This window comes from Streptomyces sp. NPDC059866 (genome assembly GCF_042731325.1).
Taxonomy (GTDB): domain Bacteria; phylum Actinomycetota; class Actinomycetes; order Streptomycetales; family Streptomycetaceae; genus Streptomyces; species Streptomyces flavusporus.
The window spans coordinates 103,575-123,168 of record NZ_JBHWJT010000001.1 but is presented as its reverse complement, the minus strand read 5'-3'; the positions used below and the strand labels follow the sequence as shown (position 1 = coordinate 123,168).

Annotated in this window: 16 protein-coding genes; 12 read left to right on the top strand and 4 right to left on the bottom strand. The window is 69.8% G+C overall.

Annotated features, from left to right (window positions below):
• Window positions 1–19 precede the first annotated feature (19 nt).
• The 10 genes from ACFV7R_RS00590 (at window position 20) to ACFV7R_RS00545 (ending at window position 11,638) form a co-directional block, all read left to right on the top strand.
• Window positions 20–895, top strand: a complete 876-nt coding sequence (locus tag ACFV7R_RS00590) for a carbohydrate ABC transporter permease (RefSeq protein WP_129797524.1) — start codon at window positions 20–22, stop codon at window positions 893–895.
• Window positions 895–2,085, top strand: a complete 1,191-nt coding sequence (locus ACFV7R_RS00585) for a Gfo/Idh/MocA family protein (protein WP_385258186.1) — start codon at window positions 895–897, stop codon at window positions 2,083–2,085. The genes ACFV7R_RS00590 and ACFV7R_RS00585 overlap by 1 nt, the downstream gene beginning before the upstream one ends.
• On the top strand, window positions 2,082–2,963 hold the full coding sequence (locus ACFV7R_RS00580; protein WP_385258184.1) for a PmoA family protein: 882 nt from the start codon (window positions 2,082–2,084) through the stop codon (window positions 2,961–2,963). Before ACFV7R_RS00585 ends, ACFV7R_RS00580 begins: the two co-directional genes overlap by 4 nt.
• Window positions 2,960–4,483 (top strand): family 43 glycosylhydrolase, encoded by a 1,524-nt coding sequence (locus tag ACFV7R_RS00575; RefSeq protein ID WP_385258181.1) that lies wholly within the window; start codon window positions 2,960–2,962, stop codon window positions 4,481–4,483. Before ACFV7R_RS00580 ends, ACFV7R_RS00575 begins: the two co-directional genes overlap by 4 nt.
• Window positions 4,484–4,511: 28 nt before the next feature.
• Window positions 4,512–5,582 carry a polysaccharide lyase family 1 protein gene (locus tag ACFV7R_RS00570; RefSeq protein ID WP_385258180.1) on the top strand — a complete coding sequence of 357 codons (1,071 nt, stop codon included), beginning with the start codon at window positions 4,512–4,514 and terminating at the stop codon, window positions 5,580–5,582.
• 52 nt (window positions 5,583–5,634) lie between these two features.
• A complete protein-coding gene (locus ACFV7R_RS00565; protein ID WP_385258178.1) occupies window positions 5,635–6,996 on the top strand; it encodes an ABC transporter substrate-binding protein in 1,362 nt (453 codons plus the stop codon).
• Window positions 6,997–7,121: 125 nt separating this feature from the next.
• Entirely contained in the window at window positions 7,122–7,934 is an 813-nt protein-coding gene (locus tag ACFV7R_RS00560) for a rhamnogalacturonan acetylesterase (protein WP_385258177.1), read from the top strand.
• Between the two features lie 18 nt (window positions 7,935–7,952).
• The gene (locus ACFV7R_RS00555; protein ID WP_385258175.1) at window positions 7,953–9,269 is read left to right on the top strand and encodes a polysaccharide lyase family 1 protein; all 1,317 of its coding nucleotides are present in this window, start codon (window positions 7,953–7,955) and stop codon (window positions 9,267–9,269) included.
• Between the two features lie 94 nt (window positions 9,270–9,363).
• Complete coding sequence (locus tag ACFV7R_RS00550) at window positions 9,364–10,524, top strand: pectinesterase family protein (protein ID WP_385258173.1); 1,161 nt, start codon at window positions 9,364–9,366, stop codon at window positions 10,522–10,524.
• A complete protein-coding gene (locus ACFV7R_RS00545; RefSeq protein WP_385258171.1) occupies window positions 10,511–11,638 on the top strand; it encodes a dienelactone hydrolase family protein in 1,128 nt (375 codons plus the stop codon). The genes ACFV7R_RS00550 and ACFV7R_RS00545 overlap by 14 nt, the downstream gene beginning before the upstream one ends.
• Here ACFV7R_RS00545 and ACFV7R_RS00540 read toward each other — a convergent pair.
• Window positions 11,619–13,829: a family 43 glycosylhydrolase gene (locus ACFV7R_RS00540; protein WP_385258169.1), complete on the bottom strand. Its 2,211-nt coding sequence runs from the start codon at window positions 13,827–13,829 to the stop codon at window positions 11,619–11,621. The two genes, ACFV7R_RS00545 and ACFV7R_RS00540, sit on opposite strands and share 20 nt — an antisense overlap.
• A gap of 344 nt (window positions 13,830–14,173) precedes the next feature.
• On the opposite strand from ACFV7R_RS00540, the gene ACFV7R_RS00535 reads away from it, so the two are divergent.
• A complete protein-coding gene (locus ACFV7R_RS00535; protein ID WP_385258168.1) occupies window positions 14,174–15,328 on the top strand; it encodes a right-handed parallel beta-helix repeat-containing protein in 1,155 nt (384 codons plus the stop codon).
• A 152-nt stretch (window positions 15,329–15,480) separates the two neighbouring features.
• On the opposite strand, the gene ACFV7R_RS00530 is transcribed toward ACFV7R_RS00535, so the two are convergent.
• From ACFV7R_RS00530 to ACFV7R_RS00520, 3 genes are all read right to left on the bottom strand, one after another.
• Window positions 15,481–16,314 (bottom strand): pectate lyase, encoded by an 834-nt coding sequence (locus tag ACFV7R_RS00530; RefSeq protein ID WP_385258166.1) that lies wholly within the window; start codon window positions 16,312–16,314, stop codon window positions 15,481–15,483.
• An 86-nt stretch (window positions 16,315–16,400) separates the two neighbouring features.
• Complete coding sequence (locus tag ACFV7R_RS00525; protein ID WP_385258165.1) at window positions 16,401–17,279, bottom strand: hypothetical protein; 879 nt, start codon at window positions 17,277–17,279, stop codon at window positions 16,401–16,403.
• Entirely contained in the window at window positions 17,276–17,842 is a 567-nt protein-coding gene (locus ACFV7R_RS00520) for a SigE family RNA polymerase sigma factor (RefSeq protein ID WP_385258162.1), read from the bottom strand. Before ACFV7R_RS00520 ends, ACFV7R_RS00525 begins: the two co-directional genes overlap by 4 nt.
• A 226-nt stretch (window positions 17,843–18,068) precedes the next feature.
• Between ACFV7R_RS00520 and ACFV7R_RS00515 the strand changes: the two genes are divergently transcribed.
• Window positions 18,069–19,526, top strand: coding sequence for an NCS2 family permease (locus ACFV7R_RS00515; RefSeq protein ID WP_385258161.1), 1,458 nt, complete (start codon window positions 18,069–18,071; stop codon window positions 19,524–19,526).
• The last annotated feature ends 68 nt before the right edge of the window (window positions 19,527–19,594 follow it).

Sequence of the window (19,594 nt, the reverse complement as noted above, 5' to 3'; positions counted from 1 at the left end):
CACCACCAAGGAGGCCACCATGGTCGCGCCCGCGCCCCGGCGCACGGTGCGCGAGCCGCAGCGTCCGGCGAAGAAGCGCCGCGCCTGGGACGAGGCCCCGCGCTGGCAGATCTACCTGCCGCTGTCGATCTACCTGCTCTTCACCCTCATCCCCTTCTACTGGATCCTGCTCTTCGCCCTGCGCCCGGCCGGCTCCACCTCCCTGGTCCCCTGGCCGATGACCTTCGACCACTTCGAGAAGGTCTGGACGGAGCGAAGCTTCGGCACCTACTTCCAGAACAGCGTGCTCGTCGGTCTCGCCACCCTCTTCCTGACGACCGTCGTCGCCCTGGCCGGCGGCTATGCGCTCGCCCGGTTCGACTTCCGCATCAAGCGGGCCTTCATGCTCGCCCTGCTCTGCTCCCAGTTCGTGCCGGGCGCGCTGCTGCTGGTCCCGCTGTTCGAGATCTTCGCCGAACTGCAGATGATCAACTCGCTCGGCAGCGTCATCCTCGCCGAGACGGTCTTCCAGCTGCCGTTGTCGATGATCCTCATCAGCAACTTCATCAAGAACGTGCCGTACTCCCTGGAGGAGGCGGCCTGGGTCGACGGCTGCAACCGCATGACCGCCTTCCGGGTCGTCGTCCTGCCGCTGCTGCGCCCCGGGCTGATCGCGGTCGGTTCCTTCGCCTTCGTGCACTCCTGGAACCACTTCCTGTTCGCCCTGATGTTCCTCAACAACCAGCAGAAGCAGACCATCCCGGTCGGCCTGAACACCCTGATGAGCGCGGACAGCGTCGACCTGGGCGCCCTCGCGGCGGGCGGCATCATCGCCGCCGTCCCGGTGGTGCTCGTGTTCGCCTTCATCCAGAAGTGGCTGATCACCGGGTTCAGCGCGGGGGCGGTGAAGGGGTGATGAGCGGGCGCGCGGAGGATCCCATGACCACACCACTGCCCGTGGTACTCGCGGGCGCCCGAGGGCACGGCCGCTGGCACGTGCAGAACATCCGCCGGCTCCAGGACCGGGGTCTCGTCCGCCTGGCGGGCATCTGTGAGCTGACCCCCCTCACCGAGGAGGAGTTCGGCGGTGAACTCCCGGCGCAGTCCGCCGACTTCGACGCGCTGCTCGACTCCACCGGCGCCCGCGTCGCCGTCATCTGCACGCCGATCCCCACGCACACCGACCTTGCGCTGACGGCCGCGCGCAGCGGCGTCCACCTCCTGCTGGAGAAACCGCCGGCGCCGTCGTACGCCGAGTTCCGCCGGATGGCCGACGGGATCGCCGAGGCGGGCGTCGCCTGTCAGATCGGCTTCCAGTCGCTGGGTTCGCACGCCGTGCCCGCGATCCGGGAGCTGATCGCCGACGGTGCGATCGGCGAGGTGGCCGGGGTCGGCGGGGCCGGCGCCTGGGGGCGCGACGAGGCGTACTACCGGCGGGCGCCGTGGGCGGGCCGGCGCAGGATGAACGGCGTCGACGTGATCGACGGGGCGCTCACCAACCCGCTCGCGCACGCCGTGGCCACCGCGCTCGCCCTCAGCGGCGCCACCCGCGCCGAGGACGTCACCGCCATCGAGACCGAGCTGTGGCGGGCCAACGCCATCGAGGCCGACGACACCTCCTGCGTCCGCGTCACCACCACCGAGGGCCGCCCGGTCACCGTTGCCGCCACCCTGTGCGCCGAGCGGCCCGACGAGCCGTACGTGCTGGTGCACGGCAGCCAGGGCCGGATCACCTTCTGGTACAAGCAGGACCGCGTCCTGCTCCAGCGGGCGGACCACGGCCCCGAGGAGTTCGATCACGGCCGCACCGACCTCCTGGAGAACCTGGTCGAGCACCTCACCACCGGCGCCGACCTGCTGGTCCCGCCGGACACGACGGGCGCCTTCATGCGGGTCGTGGAGGCGATCCGGCAGGCCCCGGACCCGGCCCCGCTGCCCGACTCCGCCTGGCATCTCCTCCCCGGCGAGCACCGACGGGTGGTGCCCGGCGTCGACGGACTCGTCGCGGCCGCCGCCGACACCCTGGCCCTCTACTCGGAGCTGGGCGCTCCCTGGGCGCCCGGGAACGCGCTGCGGAACGACCACAAGGAGGTGAGCACCCGATGACGACCCACGACTCCCCGGTCCTGCGCGTCGCGGGCCGCCCGGTCGGCCGGTACGTCACCCGGCCCGAACTCCCGGACCGGCTCTCCCCGCGCCCGTACCTGCACCCCGTCACCACCCTGGCCGGCACGACGGTCACCGAGCTGAGCCCCGCCGACCACCTGCACCACCTCGGCGTCGGTGTCGCCGTTCCCGACGTCGAGGGGCACAACTTCTGGGGCGGGCGCACCTATGTCCGCGACCGGGGCCCGACCGAGTTCGACAACCACGGCGCCCAGCGGCACGTCGCCTTCCAGCTCCGCGATCCCGACGGATTCGTCGAGGAACTGCGCTGGGTGGCCGCGGGAGCCGAGGTGCTGCGCGAGCGCCGTACGGTCGCCGCTACCGAACTCACCGATACCGCCTGGGCGTTGGACTTCACCTTCGCCCTCACCAACATCACCTCCGGCCCGCTGTCGATCGGCAGTCCCGCCACCAACGGGCGCCCCGGAGCGGCCTACGGCGGCTTCTTCTGGCGCGCCCGCAAGGAGGCATCGGTGCCGGACGTCTTCACTCCGGGCAGCGAGGGCGAGGAGCAGGTGCACGGCACCCGCGCCGACTGGCTGGCCCTCGCGGGATGGGGGTCCCCCCGCTCGAGCGGAGCCGAGAGTGGGGGAAGCTGGACGCTGGTCTTCGCCGGCGCCACCGAGGCCACCCGCCGGGACCCCTGGTTCGTCCGCACCGCCGAATACCCCGGCGTCGGCTCCTCGCTCGCCCACGACGAGCGGCTGCCGATCCCGCCCGGCGACACCGTCGTCCGCCGGATCGTCACCGTCGTCGCCGACGGCCGGCTCGGCCGGGACGAGGCCGCGGCCCTGACCCGGAAGGCGGTGACCCAGTGACCGCACAGCAGACCGACCTCACCTACCGCAACCCGATCCTCGACGCCGACTGGTCCGACCCGGACGTCATCCGCGTCGGCGACGACTTCTACCTCACCGCCTCCAGCTTCGGCCGCGTCCCCGGCCTTCCCCTGCTGCACTCCCGCGACCTGGTCAACTGGACGCTGGTCGGACACGCCCTGGACCGCCTGGAACCGGCGGACGCGTTCGCCACGCCCCGGCACGACTGCGGCGTCTGGGCACCGTCCCTGCGCCATCACGACGACCGCTTCTGGATCTTCTGGGGCGACCCCGACCAGGGCATCTACCAGATCAACGCCCCGGAGATACGCGGCCCCTGGACCCGCCCGCACCTCCTGAAGGCGGGCAAGGGCCTGATCGACCCCTGCCCCCTGTGGGACGACGAAACGGGCGAGGCCTACCTCGTGCACGCCTGGGCCAGGTCCCGCTCCGGGATCAAGAACCGTCTCACCGGCCACCGTATGCACCCCGACGCGACCTCCCTCCTCGACGAGGGCAAGGTGATCGTCGACGGCGACCGCATCCCCGGCTGGTTCACCCTCGAAGGGCCCAAGCTCTACCGGCACGACGGCTGGTTCTGGATCCTGGCGCCCGCCGGGGGAGTGGAGACCGGCTGGCAGGGCGCCTTCCGCTCACGCGGGTTCTTCGGGCCGTACGAGGAGAAGGTCGTCCTCGAGCAGAAGGACACCGACGTCAACGGACCGCACCAGGGCGGCTGGGTGCGCACCCCGTCCGGCGAGGACTGGTTCGTGCACTTCCAGCAGCGCGGCGCCTACGGCCGGGTGGTGCACCTCCAGCCGATGCGCTGGGGGGCCGACGGCTGGCCGGTGCTCGGGGCCGACGGCGCCCCCGTCGCCGTACACGAACGGCCCGATCTGCCACCGCAGCCGCCGGCCGCGCCCGCCACCGACGACGACTTCCCCGGCGGGCGGTACGGCCGCCAGTGGCAGTGGGCGGCCAACCCCCAGGACGGCTGGGCCACCCAGCACTCCGGCGACGGGCTACGGCTGACCTGTGTCCGCTCGGCCGACGCGCACGACCTGCGCAGACTGCCGAGCATCCTCACCCAGCGGCTGCCCGGAAGGCCGGCCGTCGTCGAGGTGGAACTGCGGCTCGACAGCGAGGAGCCGGGGGCACGGGCCGGGCTCGCGGTGCTCGGGGACGCGTTCAGCTGGATCGGGTTGCAGCGGGCGGCCGACGGGACCGTCCAGCTCGTGCACCGGTTCGCCGAGGGGGTGGCCGAGCAGGAGCGGGACGCCGATCATCCGCGGCCGGCACCCGAGGGGCGGGCGCTGCTGCGGATCGAGATCGGATCCGGGGCGCGCTGCCGTTTCTTCCACGACGTCGGCGACGGCCCGCGTCCCTCCGGGCAGGTCTTCGCCGCCACCCCCTGGCGGTGGGTCGGCGCCCTGCTCGGCCTGTTCGCCCTCGCGCCCGAGGACGGGCCGGGGCATGCCGGCGCGGGCATGTTCACGCACTTCCGCATCACCGCCATGTGAAGTCACCGCACGCCTGTGGGGAGCCGCAATGACGCACTTCCGGAGCAAGCGCTTGCCAGGAGCCGGCAGAGCCCTGGCCGCCGTCATGGGTCTGGTCGCCGCGCTGGGACTGGGCGCGGTCGAGGCGGACGCCGCCCCGACCGCTCCGGTCACGGCCGACCGCTTCACCGACCGCCCCCACGGCTTTGCCTCCCTGGCCGGCGGCACGACCGGCGGTGCGGGCGGCAGGGTCGTCACCGTCACCGACCAGGCCTCGCTGGCGCGGTACGCGGCGGCGCCCGAGCCGTACGTCATCCGCGTCCAGGGCACGATCACCGCGCAGCCGTTCGGCGCGAGCATCGAGGTCGCCTCGGACAAGACGATCGTCGGCGTCGGGACGAGCGGTGAGCTGGTGCAGGGCGAGTTCCATCTCAGCCCCGGCACCCACAACGTGATCATCCGCAACCTGACGATCCGCGACTCGGCGATCGAGGGCAACTGGGACTGCAAGGACACCGACTTCGACGGCATCCAGATGGACACCGTCCACCATGTGTGGGTCGACCACAACCGCTTCTCGAACATCTGCGACGGGCAGCTCGACGTCCGCAAGAACAGCGAGTACGTGACCGTCTCCTACAACCGGTTCGAGAACAACAACAAGACGTTCGGGCTCGGTTGGACGACCGACGTCAGGACGCAGATCACGATCGACCACAACCTGTTCGCCAACACCAAGCAGCGCAACCCCTCCGTCGACAACGCCGCCTACGCGCACCTCTACAACAACCACCTGACCGCGCAGGCGGATCCGGGCGACCCCGTGTGGACGTACGGGAACTGGTCGCGCGGCCGGACCCGGATGGTCATCGAGAACTCCTACTACGAGAACGTCCAGCACCCCTACCAGGCCGACGGCACGGCCGAGCTGGTGCAGCGCGGGTCGATCCTCAAGGGCACGACCGGGCGGCACGACGAGTGGGGCGCGGCCTTCGACCCGCGTGCCTTCTACGACTACCGGCTGGACCCGGCCTCAGCCGTCCCGGCGCTGGTCAAGCGCTTCGCAGGACCGCAGAAGCAGATCGGCACCGGGCCGCACGGCCCCGCCGGTCACCACTGACCCCCACACACCTTCACATCTGAAGTTGGATCCAGAAGAAGAGAGCCGACCAATGAAGATCAGCAATCGCAGAAGCAGCACCGGCAGGCGTCGTATGCCGGCCGCCGTCGCCCTGGGCGCCGTGCTCGCGCTGACCGTCACCGCCTGCGGCGACGACGGCAGCGGTGCGGCCGGCGACAAGGGCGGCGAGGGCGACGGCAAGGGAAAGATCGTCTTCTGGGACAACAACGGCGGTGTCCGCACCGATATCTGGAAGGAGATCATCGCCGACTTCGAGAAGGCGAACCCGGACATCAAGGTCGAGTACGTCGGGATCGCCTCCACCGAGTACCAGTCCAAGGTCGACACCGCCATCCAGGGCGGCGGCCTGCCGGACGTCGGCGGCGTCGGCGCGGCCATGCTCGCCGGGTTCGCCGCGCAGGGCGCGCTGGAGCCGCTGGACGAGCGGCTCACCAAGTCGTCGCTGAACGGCAAGCTCAACGAGGACATGGTCGAGTCGCTGAAGGCGGCCGGCGGTGGCGACGACACGCTGTACTCGATCCCGACCTCCGCGAACAACGGTGTCCTGTACTACCGCACCGACCTGTTCAAGAAGGCGGGACTGGAGGACCCCACCACCTGGGACGCCTTCTACAAGGCCGCCGAGGAGCTCACCGACGCGGGCAAGAACGAGTTCGGGTACACCATCCGGGGCGGGGCGGGGTCGATCGCCCAGGCGCTGGACGCCATGTACGGGCAGTCCGGGATCACGTCCTTCTGGGACGCGAGCGGCGAGAAGACCACGGTCAACGACGCGAAGAACGTGGCGGCGCTGGAGAAGTACGCGGCGCTGTACAAGAAGGTCACCCCCGCCGCCGACCTCAACAACGACTTCACCAAGATGGTCGCGCAGTGGGACTCCGGCACCATCGGCATGCTGAACCACAACCTGGGCTCGTACCAGGACCATGTGAAGGCGTTCGGCACGGACAAGTTCCGGGGCATTCCGCAGCCGATCGGGCCCGGCGGCAAGCGGGTGCAGGTGTCCAACCCGGTGGACGGGCTCGGGGTGTTCAAGAGCTCCAAGAACAAGGAAGCCGCGTGGAAGTTCATCGAGTTCGCGACCTCGCCCGAGGCGAACTCGAAGTTCAACGAGTCTGCGGGGCAGGTGCCGGCGCACACCGATGCGGCGAAGGACGCGTGGATCTCCGAGGCGGAGCCGACGAAGTTGGCTGCGGAGGCGCTGAGTGACGGGTCCACGACCATCGTGCAGTTGCCGTACTACCTGCCGGACTGGAACACGATTTCCAAGGCGGACAACGAGCCGAACTTCCAGAAGGTGCTGCTGGGGGACATGAGTGCCAAGGAGTTCTTGGACACGCTGGCCGATCAGCTGAATGAGGCTCAGGCCGAGTGGAAGCAGCAGAACGGTTAGTTCTTGGTGCTGGGTTTCGCCGTGGGCGGTCTGTGGTGTGCAGGCTGCGGGCCGTCCACGGCTGGTCGCGCAGTTCCCCGCGCCCCTCAAGGGCGTCAGGCCCCCCTTTCTTGAAAGGAACTGTCGTGTCACTCACGCGTAGACAGGTTGCCGCCGCTGCCCTTGCCGCTGTGCCGGTCTCGGTGGCCGCTGCCGGGCCCGCGCACGCAACCGGCCCCCGCCGCACCCGAACTCTCTACATCGCCGGCGACTCAACCGCCGCCCAGAAATACGCCGACGCCGCGCCCGAGAGCGGGTGGGGAATGGCTCTTCCCTTCTTTCTGCACAAGGGCCGGGCCGTTTCGAACCACGCGGTGAACGGGCGCAGTTCGAAGAGCTTCGTCGATGAAGGGCGGCTCGATGTCATCCTCGCCGCCATTCGGCCCGGCGACTTCCTGCTGATCCAGTTCGCGCACAACGACGAGAAGGTCACCGACCCCGCGCGTTACACCGAGCCCTGGACCACGTACCAGGACTACCTGCGGCTGTACGTCGACGGTGCCCGTGCGTGTGGTGCGCGGCCGGTGCTGGTCACTCCCGTCGAGCGTCGGAGGTTCGATGTGGGCGGCAACGCGGTGCCGAGCCATGGCGACTACCCGGCGGCGATGCGTGCGCTCGCCGAGGAGGAGGGGGTGGCGTTGCTCGACGTTCAGGCGTTGTCACTGGGGTTGTGGCAGGAGCTCGGGGTCGAGGGGACCAAGGCGTACTTCAACTGGACCGCGACCGAGCAGGACAACACGCACTTCAATCCGCCGGGCGCGATCGCCGTGGCCCGGCTGGTGGCGCGGGAGCTGCTGCGTACGAGGGTGCTCGCGCCGCGGGACGTCGTCCGGCTGGAGGACGACATTCCCACCTCCTGGATCACCTGGCCCGAGGCGGCCGACGCCGCGGGCGCATAACGCGAGGAGAGCCGCACCATGCGTAGATATGGATGTCATGGACTTGTCATTACTTCGCTCGTGGGCTGCACCGCCCTGGTGCTGTCCGTCGCGGGGACCGCCTCCGCCGGGGCGGACGGGCACCGGGACACCGCCCGTCAGGTGCTCGGCGCCCACGACGGCTGGGGTGCGTACGGCACCGGCACCACGGGAGGTGCCGCCGCCGACGCCGAGCAGGTGTACACCGTCACCAGCTGGGCCGAGTTCAGACGGGCGCTCGCCGATGGCGGTGACGCGCCGAAGATCATCAAGGTGAAGGGCACCATCGACGCGGTCGCCGAGGGGTGCGACGCCCTCGCCGCGCCCGGGTACGACTTCGACGCCTATCTGGAGAAGTACGCGCCGGAGAAGTGGGGGCTGGACACCGACCTGAGTGCCGAGCCCGCCGACAGTCCCGAGGGGCTGCGCCGCGCCTCCGCAGCCCGGCAGGACGCGGCCATCAAGGCCTTCGTCCCCGCCAACACCACCATCATCGGCATTGGGCGCAACGCCGGCTTCAAGGGCGCCAGCCTCCAGATCAGGGGCGTCGACAACGTCATCGTCCGCAACCTCACCCTCGAGAGCCCCGTCGACTGCTTCCCGCAGTGGGACCCCACGGACGGGTCGACCGGGAACTGGAACTCCGAGTACGACAGCGCGGTCGTCTACGGTTCCACGCACGTCTGGCTGGACCACAACACCTTCACGGACGGCGACCACCCCGACAGCGCCGCGCCGACCTACTTCGGCATGCTGTACCAGCAGCACGACGGCGAGCTGGACATCGTCCGGGGCGCCGACTACGTCACCGCCTCGTGGAACGTCTTCGCCGACCACGACAAGACGATCCTGATCGGCAACAGCGACAGCGAGTCGACCGCCGTCGGCGACCGGGGGCATCTGAAGGTCACCTTCCACCACAACCTGTTCGCGAACCTGGTCGAGCGCGCGCCGCGCGTCCGGTTCGGACAGGTCGACTCGTACAACAACCACTTCGTCGCCGGCCCCGGCTACTCCTACAGCTTCGGCATCGGCAAGGAGTCCCAACTCGTCGCCGAGCACAACGCGTTCACCCTGCCGGACGGGGTCAGTCCGGCGAAGATCCTGAAGAAGTGGAACGAGGCGCCCGTCACCGCCGCCGGCAACCACGTCAACGGGAAGCCGACCGACCTCATCGCCGTGCACAACGCGGAGATCCCGGGCGAGACCCTCCAGTCGGGCGCGGGCTGGACGCCCACCCTGCGCACCAAGGTCGACCCGGTGCGGTGGGTCCCCAGGATCGTCGGCGACCGCGCCGGCGCCGGCCGGCTGCGCTGACGTCCGCCCAGTACGGGCCGGGGCGGGCTGCGCCGATCGCAGTCCGCCCCGGCGCTCACCCACCGACCGATCCGCACCGCGAAGGAGCACCCGCATGCCCTCGTCCCACCTCCGACTCCCCTTGTCCAGAAGGGGATTCCTCATGGCGAGCGCCGGTGCCGGCGCCGCCCTCGGCCTGGCGCCGCTGTCCGCGCACGCCCATGAACAGCGGCGCCCGTTCGGCCGCTACGGGTCACCGGCCCGGCGGCTGACACCGAAGACGGTCTACGTCGATCCGCACGGACACGGCGACTTCACCACCGTCCAGGCCGCCGTCGACGCCGCCACCACCGCCGGATTCACCCTGGTCATCGCGCCCGGCGTCTACCGTGAGACGGTGAGCGCCGGGGTCGTCGCCCCGGCCACCGGGCAGCGCACCGAGGCCGCCACGGAGATGACCTGGATCGGTGCGAGCGAGGATCCGCGGGACGTGGTGATCGTGTACGACAACGCGGCCGGCACCCCGAAGCCCGACGGTTCCGGCACCTACGGCACCAGCGGCTCGGCCACCACCCTGATCCGCACCGACGGCTTCACCGCCCGCTGGATCACCTTCGCCAACGACTGGCTGCGCGCCGACCACCCCGGTGTCTCCGGCACCCAGGCCGTCGCCATCAAGGTGCAGGGCGACCGTTCCGCCTTCCACCACTGCCGGTTCCTCGGCCACCAGGACACCCTGTACGCCGACTCGTTCGACCTCGGCCTGTTCGCCCGCCAGTACTACGCCCACTGCTATGTGGAGGGCGATGTCGACTTCGTCTTCGGCCGGGCGACGGCGGTGTACGAGCACTGCCACTTCCGCACGCTGAACCGCACCGACCTGACCGGCGCCCCGTACGGCTTCGTCTTCGCGCCCTCCACGGCGGGTGCCAACCCGCGCGGCTACCTCGTGACGCGCAGCCGGGTCAGCAGCGAGGCCCCGGACGCCTTCTACAAGCTGGCCCGTCCCTGGGTGCCCAGCTCCGACACCACCGCCCACCCGATGCTCACCGTGCGGGACACCTGGCTCGGGACCGGCATCGACGCGGTCGCGCCCTACGCGAACATGCGCGAGACCTATCCGTGGCAGTCGATGCGTTTCGCGGAGTACGCCAACTCGGGTCCGGGGGCGGTGATCTCGGTGCCGGAGAACCGGCCGCAGCTGACGCCGGAGACGGCGGCCGGACACACCCGGCGCGCGTATCTCGGTGACTGGAGGCCGTATGAGCGCACCTGACTCCGTCGACGGGCCGCTGCCGGACTTCCACCCCGCCCTGAAGGCGGAGCTGGACTTCCCGCTCGCCTGGGGCAGCTCGCCGGTCCGCTCCTTCCCGGCGTGGCGACGTACCGCCCGGGTCAAGGTCGAGGAACTGCTCGTCGTGGGACGCCAGGACGCGATCCCGTACGCCCCCGCATTCGGCCCCCGCTCCCCGGGCGACGGCTTCACCAGGGAGCTGGTGACCCTCTCCCTCACCGGCTACGAGCGCGTCCGCGGCGCCCTGCTCACCCCGCACGGCGCCGGCCCCTTCCCCGCCGTGCTGCTTCTGCACGACCACGGCGCCAGGTTCGACATCGGCAAGGAGAAACTCGTCCGGCCCTGGTACGACGACACCCGGGAGGCCGCCGCGCAGGCCTGGGCCGACCGGCACTTCAGCGGGCGGTTCATCGGCGACGAACTCGCCCGGCGCGGCTATGTCGTGTTCGCCGTGGACGCCCTCGGCTGGGGCGACCGAGGCCCCCTCTCCTACGGCCAGCAGCAGGCGCTGGCCGCCAACCTCTACCACCTCGGCTCCTCCCTCGCCGGGCTCATGGCCCGCGAGGACGTCCGCGCCGCCGGATTCCTGGCGGGCCTGGACCGCGTCGACCCGCACCGCGTCGCGGCGTTCGGCTTCTCCATGGGCGCCTACCGGGCCTGGCAGACCGCCGCGCTCACGGACGACATCGCGGCCGCGGCCTGCGTGGGCTGGATGACCGTCCTGAAGGAGATGATGGTGCCCGGCAACAACACGCTGCGCGGGCAGTCGGCGTACTACATGCTCCACCCCGGGCTCGCCCGGCACCTCGACATCCCCGACGTGGCGAGCATCGCCGCCCCCAGGCCGATGCTCTTCTTCAACGGCGCACTGGATCCGCTGTTTCCCGCCGCCGGTGTCCGCGAGGCGTACGACAGGCTGCGGGCCGTCTGGCGCTCCTGCCGTGCCGAGGAGGCGTTGCTGCTGAGGACCTGGCCGGATCTCGGTCACGTCTTCGTCGACCGTATGCAGGACGAGGTCCTGCGCTGGCTCGACGCCGTCCTGGAACCAGGCCCTCGGCAGCAACCCGGTCCGGCGGTCAGTCCCGCACGGGCCTGATCGATCCCAGGGTCGGCACCACCGGCTCGATCGTCCCGTCGGCCGCGAACCGAAGGCGGTCGACGGTGGTCTCCCGGTGGGTGCCGTCCCCGCCCGGCCTGCCGGGGCCGTTGAGGGCGAAGCGGTGGTAGACGATGTACCAGTCGTCGGTGCCGGGGACGTTCACCACCGAGTGGTGGCCGGTGCCGAGGATGCCGTACTCGGGGCGCTTCTGGAGGATGGTGCCCCGTTTGGTCCACGGGCCGAGCGGAGTGGGGCCGGTGGCGTAGGCGACGTGGTAGTTCTCGCTGCGGGTGTCGTCCTCGGACCACATGAAGTAGTAGGTGCCCTGGCGCTTCACCACGAAGGCACCCTCACGGAAGTTCGCCGGGGTGATGTCCTTCACCTGGGCCGGGTCGAACGACACCATGTCGTCGTTCAGCGGCACCACGTATCCGCGGCCGTTGCCCCAGTAGAGATACGAGGTCCCGTCGTCGTCCGTGAAGACGGCCGGGTCGATCATCTGGCCGCTCCAGGAACCGCCCTTGGCGACCAGCGGCTTGCCGAGCGCGTCCTTGAAGGGACCGGCGGGTGAGTCGGCGACCGCGACGCCGATCTGCTGCTCGGCGCAGAAGTAGAAGTAGTACTTGCCGTTCTTCTCGGCGATCGCCGGCGCCCACGCGTTCTTGTCCGCCCAGGAGATGTCGGGCCCCAGGTCCAGGATCACGCCGTGGTCCTTCCAGTGGACCAGGTCCTTCGACGAGAACGCCTTGAACTGCGTACCGCTCCAGCCCGGGAAGCCGTCCGTGGTCGGGTAGATCCAGTAGCGGCCGTCCATGTAGCGGATGTCGGGGTCGGCGTACAGACCGGGCAGGATCGGGCTGCGGGTCCGCACGGCCTCGACCGTCCAGGTGCGCTTGGTTCCGTCCGCGGCCGTCACCGTGTACGTCTGCGGCTTGCGGAAGTCGCGCCGAGTGCCGGAGCGCGGGCTGACCGTGGCGCCCTCGGCGACCCAGAGCTTCGGGGCGAGGCGGGTGAGGTCGGCGTCCGGCTGCATCGGGAGCACGACCTTCGAGGCGCTCTCGGTGACGATCCCGTACCCCTTCTGGTCCTTCACCGTCGCGTCCACGACCGAGGCGGGGCTCGCGGGATACGCAGCCAGCAGCCGGTCGTACTCCGCCTGCGTCACCGGAATCACCGTGCCGTGCCGGGGACTTGCCGGCAGTTGGTAGTTCTGCGAGGGCGTCCACTGCCCCGAGTCGAGGTCGGTCGTCTCGAAGGGGAGGTAACCGCGGCCGCCGTACTCGTCGATGAACAGGTACCACTTGTCCTCGGTGTTGGACTTGAAGACCGTCGGCCCCTCACCGCGGTCCATCGAGCCGTTGCCGATGCAGTCGGCGACGAAGTCGTACGTCGTCGAGGTGAGCGTCGTCGACTTCTCCGCGGTGATGAACTTCGAGCAGGGGCTGGACGAGCTCGGGTCCCGTTCGTCCTTGGTGTAGCGGTGGTACGTCCCCTTGTGTTCGACCACCGTCGAGTCGATCACCGAGTAGCCGGGGTCGTTCCAGACCTTCGGCTCGCTGAAGGTGCGGAAGTCCTTCGTCGTCGCGTACAGCATCTTGTTGTACGTCGAGCCGGTGTGGTCCGGGTCGTCGTCGGCGTACAGCTTCGACGCCCAGAAGACGACGTACTCGCCGAGCGTGTCGTCCCAGTAGGCCTCCGGCGCCCAGGTGTTGCCCGCGTTGTCGGGGGACACCTTCACCAGGCGCTGGTCGGTCCAGTGCACCAGGTCGGTGGACTCCCACACCATGACGGACTTGCTGCCGTGCCGCTGCACGTGGTCCCAACTGCCGCTGGAGTTGCGGTACATGCGCAGGTCGGTTGCGATCATGTAGAACTTGTCGCCCTCGGGGGAGCGGATCACGAACGGGTCGCGCAGGCCCTTCTCACCGATGGTGGAGGTCAGGACCGGCTTGCCCGCGTTCAGCTCCCGCCAGTGCAGCGGGTCGTTGCCGCGGCTGAGGGCGTAGCGGATCTGCTCACCGTCGGCGGTGCCCTCGCCGGTGAAGTAGGCGAAGAGATAACCGGCGTACTGGGTGTCCTTCACAGGTGGTGCTCCTGATTGCGTGCTGCCTGGCGGGGCGGTCAACAGGGTGAAGAGGAGGGCGAGGAAGGGAAGCGGGAGGAACGTGCGGACGGTGGGGCGGCGCATGGCACATCCTGTGTGAGTGTGGGGATTTTTGTTGGGTGACGTGCCTTCGGAGTGTCATCTGCTGAGGACGGTGCGTCAATCGGTGCTGCCGGGGCCGGAGGGGACCGAAAGTTTCGGTCCTTTTCGCGCGGCCCGGCAACCTTTCCGGCCACTGCGACGACCGGATCTCAGAAACGGGCCGGGGCGGCCCCTCCGGCCCGTTTCGCTCCATCCCCGCGCCGAAGGGGCGCGCCGGTGTCGAGAGGTCGAGCGCGCGGAGGCCCGAAGGGCTGAGCACGGTCGGGCTCTCGACACCGGCTGTAGCGCCCCGGAGGCGGCCAAATGCAAACGAAAGGAACGCCCCAGTGCGTCAGAGCACCGGACGCCACCGCAGGACGCGCACCCTCTCGATCGCCGCGGCAGTGGCCGTCGCCGCGGGGGCGGGCGGTGTGTACCTCGGCCTGTCCGAAGGCGGTGCCCAGGCCGCCTCGACGACGGTCACCGTCTCCACCACCCCCGAACTGGAGTCGGCCGTCAAGAGCGCCGTCGCCGGTACGACCATCCAGGTGCGCGGCGGCACCTACACCCCCACCGCGAGCCTCAAGTCCACGACCAGCGGGACGAGTTCGAGCCGGATCACGCTGAAGGCGTACGGCAGCGAGAAGGTGAAGATCGACGGCTCCAAGCTGCCCGACGGCTCCTGGCTCGCCGGGATCTACGGCAGCTACTGGACCGTCGAGAACCTCACCTTCCAGAACTCCCCGGCCCAGGGCTTCGTCGTCACCTCCTCCACCGGCGGCATCTTCCGCAACCTCGTCACCGCGAACAACGGCGACTCCGGCTTCACCCTGCGCGGCGACGGCACCGTGAACAACCTCGTGCAGAACCTGGACAGTCACGGCAACTACGACCCCGCCGGACACGGCCAGAACGCCGACGGCATCGCCGTCAAGTTCGGCTCCGGCACCGGCAACGTCCTCGACGGCGCCCGCCTCTACAACAATTCGGATGACGGCCTCGACCTGTGGCAGTTCTCCTCACCGGTCACCATCAAGAACTCCTGGGCGTTCGGCAACGGCAAGAACCGCTGGTCCGACTCCGCGTTCGAGGGCAACGGCAACGGCTTCAAGCTGGGCGGCGGCGGAGCCTCCGTCGCCCACCAGGTGCAGAACAACGCCGCCTGGGACAACACCCTGCACGGCTTCACCGAGAACTCCAACACCGGCGCCATCGTGCTGTACCGCAACACCGCCTACGCCAACACCGAGGACGGCTTCTGTTTCGCCACCGGCAAGGCGCGTCTCGCACGCAACCTCGCCGTCGGCAACGGCGACGCGAAGGCGAAGCTCGGCGGTGCCACCGTCTCGGCGGCCAACAACTGGGACGCGGGTGTCGCCACACCGGCGTTCGCCACCACGGACGCGACCACCGCGTACGCCTCCCGGCGGGTGGACGGGTCGCTGCCGTCCACCACCTTCCTGACCACCGGATCCACGAGCATCGGCGCGACGATGAAGTAGCCGGGGAAACACAGGGGAACGCCCCCCGCCGGTCGTCACCGGCGGGGGCGTTCCGTGTGCCGGACGAGGGGGCTCGGTCCGACAGGCCGGCCCGAGGGGGCTCGGTCCGACAGGCCGGCCCGAGGGGGCTCGGGCCGGCAGCTCTCAGCGACTCACTTGTAGGTGACGTCGGAGGCCGTGTAGCGGCAGTGCGTGCCGTCCGGGCCGCTGCCGAGCTCCTTGGGCTCCGCACCGGTGTTGTTGCCCTGGAAGCGGGTGCACACCTTCATCTTCTTGCTGCTGTCGCCGTGGATGCGCACCTTGCGCAGGGCGGCCGTGTCGCCGAAGTTGGAGTTGATGCCGACGATCGACTTGCCCGGCGCCGTCACATCGACGTCGTTGATGATGATCGAGCGGTTCTTGTACTGCGTGGAGCAGTTGCCGCAGGTGCGTACCAGCTTGCCGAAGTCCGAGACCTGGAACTTCGTCACGACCAGCTTGCCCGCGCCGTTGAACTGGAAGACCTTGTCGCTGGCGCTCTTGGCGCCGCCGCCGTGCACGGTGTAGACGGACGACGCCGACTTGCCCTTGAACGTGGCGGCGTCCTCGCCGACGTCCTCCCACCACACGTTCTGCAGCGTGCAGCTGCCCTGGCAGTGGATGCCGTCGGCGGCGGGGGAGCCCAGGATGACGTTCTTCAGGACCGCGCCGTCCTTCAGCTGGAAGATCGGGTCCTGGCCCTCCTCCTGGCCGTTGCCGCCCAGTCCGCCGCTGCCGTAGAAACGCTGGTAGCCGCCGTCGTACGTGCCCGACACCGAGATGGTGCTGCTCACCGCCTTGTTGCCCTTGGCGGTCGGCCAGCTGGACGCGGCGCCGGCGGTGGACAGCAGCGACGTGGTGGCGAACGCCGCTCCGGTGATGCCGAGCGCGGCCACGGAGCCGATCACGGCCCGCCGCCTGGTGACCCGGCGGCGGTGCCTCACGCGCTGTTCTGCTGGTGCAGTCATGTACCGATTCCTCAAGTGGGGTGGTGACTCTTGCGCCTTGTGGTCGTCACCGGTGAGGAACGGGTTGCCGTGTCTCCAGAAATTTTTTACGAGTCGCCCTCGGACGAGTCGTCGTCGTCCTGGGCGGCGAAGTCGCCGGCCACGGACAGCTCTTCGGTGCCCGCCCGCGCGGTCGCCGCGTAGCCGTCGTCCTTGGCGTCCCGGCCGCCGCGCTCGTGGTCGTACTGCCCGGCGAACACCCACTCGCCCTCCGGGACCGTACGGCCCTCCTTGAGCACCCAGGTGTACACCAGGAAGCCGTCCTGCTCGCCGACCGACAGCGTGAAGTCGTCCTCCGGCAGTGACCGCCAGGCGCCGGTCGAGGAGACCCCGCCGGTCTGCGCGATCCTCAACTGCACGGTCAGCTCGGTCAGTTGCTCGCTGGCCTTGACGGTGATGTTGCTCTGCGCCCAGAAGTCGTTGCTGTGCGGGTCCACCGAGCCGTCCGACCACAGCGGACCGTCCTCGACGCCGGCGTCGGCGGGCAGCTGTGCCGGTGCGGACGCCGAGGCGGACGGCGACTGCGCCGGGGGCGAGCTGGGCTCCTCCCGGGACTCCACCGGGCTGCTGGGCTCCGGGTCCGGGTCCACCGGGAACGCGGGCGGCCGGCTCGTCGCCTCCGGCGACGGCGTGGGCGTCGCCGACACGGCGACCTTCCGCTGCGGAGGAGCCTCCTCCTTCACCGCGGACGCGACCGCGTACCCGCCGACCGCGAGCACACCCGCGACCGCGGCCGTCGCACCCGCGACCCGCAGCCAGCCGAACGCCGGCGGGAGGGTCGCCCGGTGGCCGCTGCGGCCACGGACCTCCTCGGTCATACCGCGCTCGATCCGGGCCAGGATGCGCGCGCGGTCGGGCTCGTGCGCCTCGGCCGCCTCGTGCAGCCGGGCGCGCAGCTCGCCGTGCACGTCCCGCTGCATCGTCATCGGTCCCTTCCTCCGGCCTCACCGGTGCGCGCCATCGCAGCGTGCACCTTCTGCGGAGCTTGTTGTGTGCCGAGCAATCGTTGCAGCTCGGCCATTCCCTTCGAGGTCTGGCTCTTCACCGTACCCACCGACACACCCAGGGCGAGCGCGGTGTCCTTCTCCGACAGATCGAAGGCGTGCCGCAGCACCACACAGGCCCGTTTGCGGAACGGCAGCCTGCGCAGCGCCGCCTGTACATCCACCGAGCCCGCTATGTCCGGGTTCTCGGTCTTCTCCTCGCGCTGGGACCAGAACAGGGCGATCCGGCGCCGCTCGCGCACCGCGCTGCGGACACGGGTGCGGGCGAGATTGGCGACCACTCCGCGCGCGTACGCCACCGGATGGTCGGCCGCGCGCACCCGGTCCCAGCGGTGCCACAGCGCCAGCAGCGCATCCGCCGCGAGATCGTCGGCGGCGTCCGCCTCACCCGTCAGCAGATGGGCCAGGCGGGCCAGTTCGGCGTAGTGGCGTTCGAAGAAGGCATGGAACTCCACGGAGGCGGCGTCGTCGACGACTGTCCCCACGGGCGGTCTCTCCTCGAAGCGTTGGCCCGGCATCGAACTGCCGTACGCCGGGATGAGATCCGGAACTGTACCAGCGATACTCATATGTCTCGTACGGGACTTCGAACGCCGTATGGCGGACCGAACCCGATTCCGTAACACGGAGAAAACCTGGAACAGGTTCAACGAGGGAACAATCCAGCCAGCATCCGCACACAGATCATTCAGGCGCCAAGGAGTGTCCGCCATGTCCGAAACGCAGAAGGTGACCGACCGGCCAAGTGCCCCGCCACCGGCGGCGAACAGCATCGACGGGTTCTTCAGGATCTCCGAACGGGGGTCCACCTTCGGCCGGGAGATACGTGGCGGCTTCGCCACGTTCTTCACCATGGCCTACATCCTTGTCCTGAACCCGATCATCCTGGGCAGTGCCAGGGACAAGTACGGAGAGCAGCTCGACGCGGTTCAACTCACCACCGCCACCGCCCTGGTGGCCGCGGTCATGACCGTCATCATGGGCATCGGCGGCAATCTGCCCCTCGCCCTGGCTGCCGGACTCGGCCTCAACGCGGTCGTCGCCTTCCAGATCGCCCCGCTGATGAGCTGGGACGACGCGATGGGCCTGATCGTCCTGGAAGGCCTGCTGATCTGCGTCCTTGTCGTCACCGGGCTGCGCGAGGCCGTCATGCACGCCATCCCGCAGGCGCTCAAGCAGGCGATCAGCGTCGGCATCGGCCTGTTCATCGCCTTCATCGGCTTTGTCGACGCCGGCTTCGTCAGCCGCATCCCGGACGCCGCGAACACCACGGTGCCGGTTCAGCTCGGCGGCTCCGGCACGCTCACCGGGTGGCCGATTCTCGTGTTCTGCCTCGGCGTGCTGCTGACCATCGGACTGCTCGCCCGCAAGGTCAAGGGCGCCATCCTCATCAGCATCGTCACCATGACCGTCGTCGCGATCGTCATCGACTCCATCGCCGACATCAAGACCTGGGGCCTGACCACGCCCGCGTGGCCCGACCAGGTCGTCGACGCCCCCGACTTCGGACTGATCGGCGACTTCAGCCTGTTCGGCGCGTTCGGCGAGCCCGGCGTCGGCGTCATCACCGTCGTCCTGCTGGTCTTCACGCTGATCCTGTCCGACTTCTTCGACACCATGGGCACGGTCGTCGGCATCAGCACGGAGGCCGGGCTGCTGGACAAGGACGGCAAGGTCCCGAACCTCGGCCGCGTCCTGCTGATCGACGGCGCCGCGGCCGTCGCGGGCGGCGCCGCCTCGTCGTCCTCGGCGACCTCCTACATCGAGTCGGCGGCCGGCGTCGGCGAGGGCTCGCGCACCGGCTTCTCCAACCTGGTCACCGGCGGCCTGTTCGCCCTCGCCCTGTTCTTCACCCCGCTGCTCACCATCGTTCCGCTCCAGGCGGCCGCCCCGGCCCTGGTCGCCGTCGGGTTCCTGATGATGACCCAGGTCAAGCAGATCGACTGGGACAGGTACGAGATCGCCATCCCGGCGTTCCTCACCATCGCGGTGATGCCGTTCACGTACTCCATCACCAACGGCATCGGCGCGGGCTTCGTCGCCTACGTCCTGATCAAGACGGTGCTGGGCAAGGCGAAGGAGGTCCACTGGCTGCTGTGGGGGACCTCGGCGCTGTTCCTGGTGTACTTCGCGATCGACCCGATCGAACAGATTCTGGGCGTGAAGTAAGGAACGCTGCGCGGCCAGTGCGGGTTCGTTTTGGCTGGTCGCGCAGTTCCTCGCGCCCCTTCGGGGCC

Excerpts from the sequence above, each read along its gene's own strand:
- ACFV7R_RS00590 (WP_129797524.1), top strand. The coding sequence starts at position 20 with ATGGTCGCGCCCGCGCCCCGGCGCACGGTGCGCGAGCCGCAGCGTCCG.
- ACFV7R_RS00585 (WP_385258186.1), top strand. The coding sequence starts at position 895 with ATGAGCGGGCGCGCGGAGGATCCCATGACCACACCACTGCCCGTGGTA.
- ACFV7R_RS00580 (WP_385258184.1), top strand. The coding sequence starts at position 2,082 with ATGACGACCCACGACTCCCCGGTCCTGCGCGTCGCGGGCCGCCCGGTC.
- ACFV7R_RS00570 (WP_385258180.1), top strand. The coding sequence starts at position 4,512 with ATGACGCACTTCCGGAGCAAGCGCTTGCCAGGAGCCGGCAGAGCCCTG.
- ACFV7R_RS00565 (WP_385258178.1), top strand. The coding sequence starts at position 5,635 with ATGAAGATCAGCAATCGCAGAAGCAGCACCGGCAGGCGTCGTATGCCG.
- ACFV7R_RS00555 (WP_385258175.1), top strand. The coding sequence starts at position 7,953 with ATGCGTAGATATGGATGTCATGGACTTGTCATTACTTCGCTCGTGGGC.
- ACFV7R_RS00550 (WP_385258173.1), top strand. The coding sequence starts at position 9,364 with ATGCCCTCGTCCCACCTCCGACTCCCCTTGTCCAGAAGGGGATTCCTC.
- ACFV7R_RS00545 (WP_385258171.1), top strand. The coding sequence starts at position 10,511 with ATGAGCGCACCTGACTCCGTCGACGGGCCGCTGCCGGACTTCCACCCC.
- ACFV7R_RS00540 (WP_385258169.1), bottom strand. The coding sequence starts at position 13,829 with ATGCGCCGCCCCACCGTCCGCACGTTCCTCCCGCTTCCCTTCCTCGCC.
- ACFV7R_RS00530 (WP_385258166.1), bottom strand. The coding sequence starts at position 16,314 with ATGACTGCACCAGCAGAACAGCGCGTGAGGCACCGCCGCCGGGTCACC.
- ACFV7R_RS00525 (WP_385258165.1), bottom strand. The coding sequence starts at position 17,279 with ATGACGATGCAGCGGGACGTGCACGGCGAGCTGCGCGCCCGGCTGCAC.
- ACFV7R_RS00515 (WP_385258161.1), top strand. The coding sequence starts at position 18,069 with ATGTCCGAAACGCAGAAGGTGACCGACCGGCCAAGTGCCCCGCCACCG.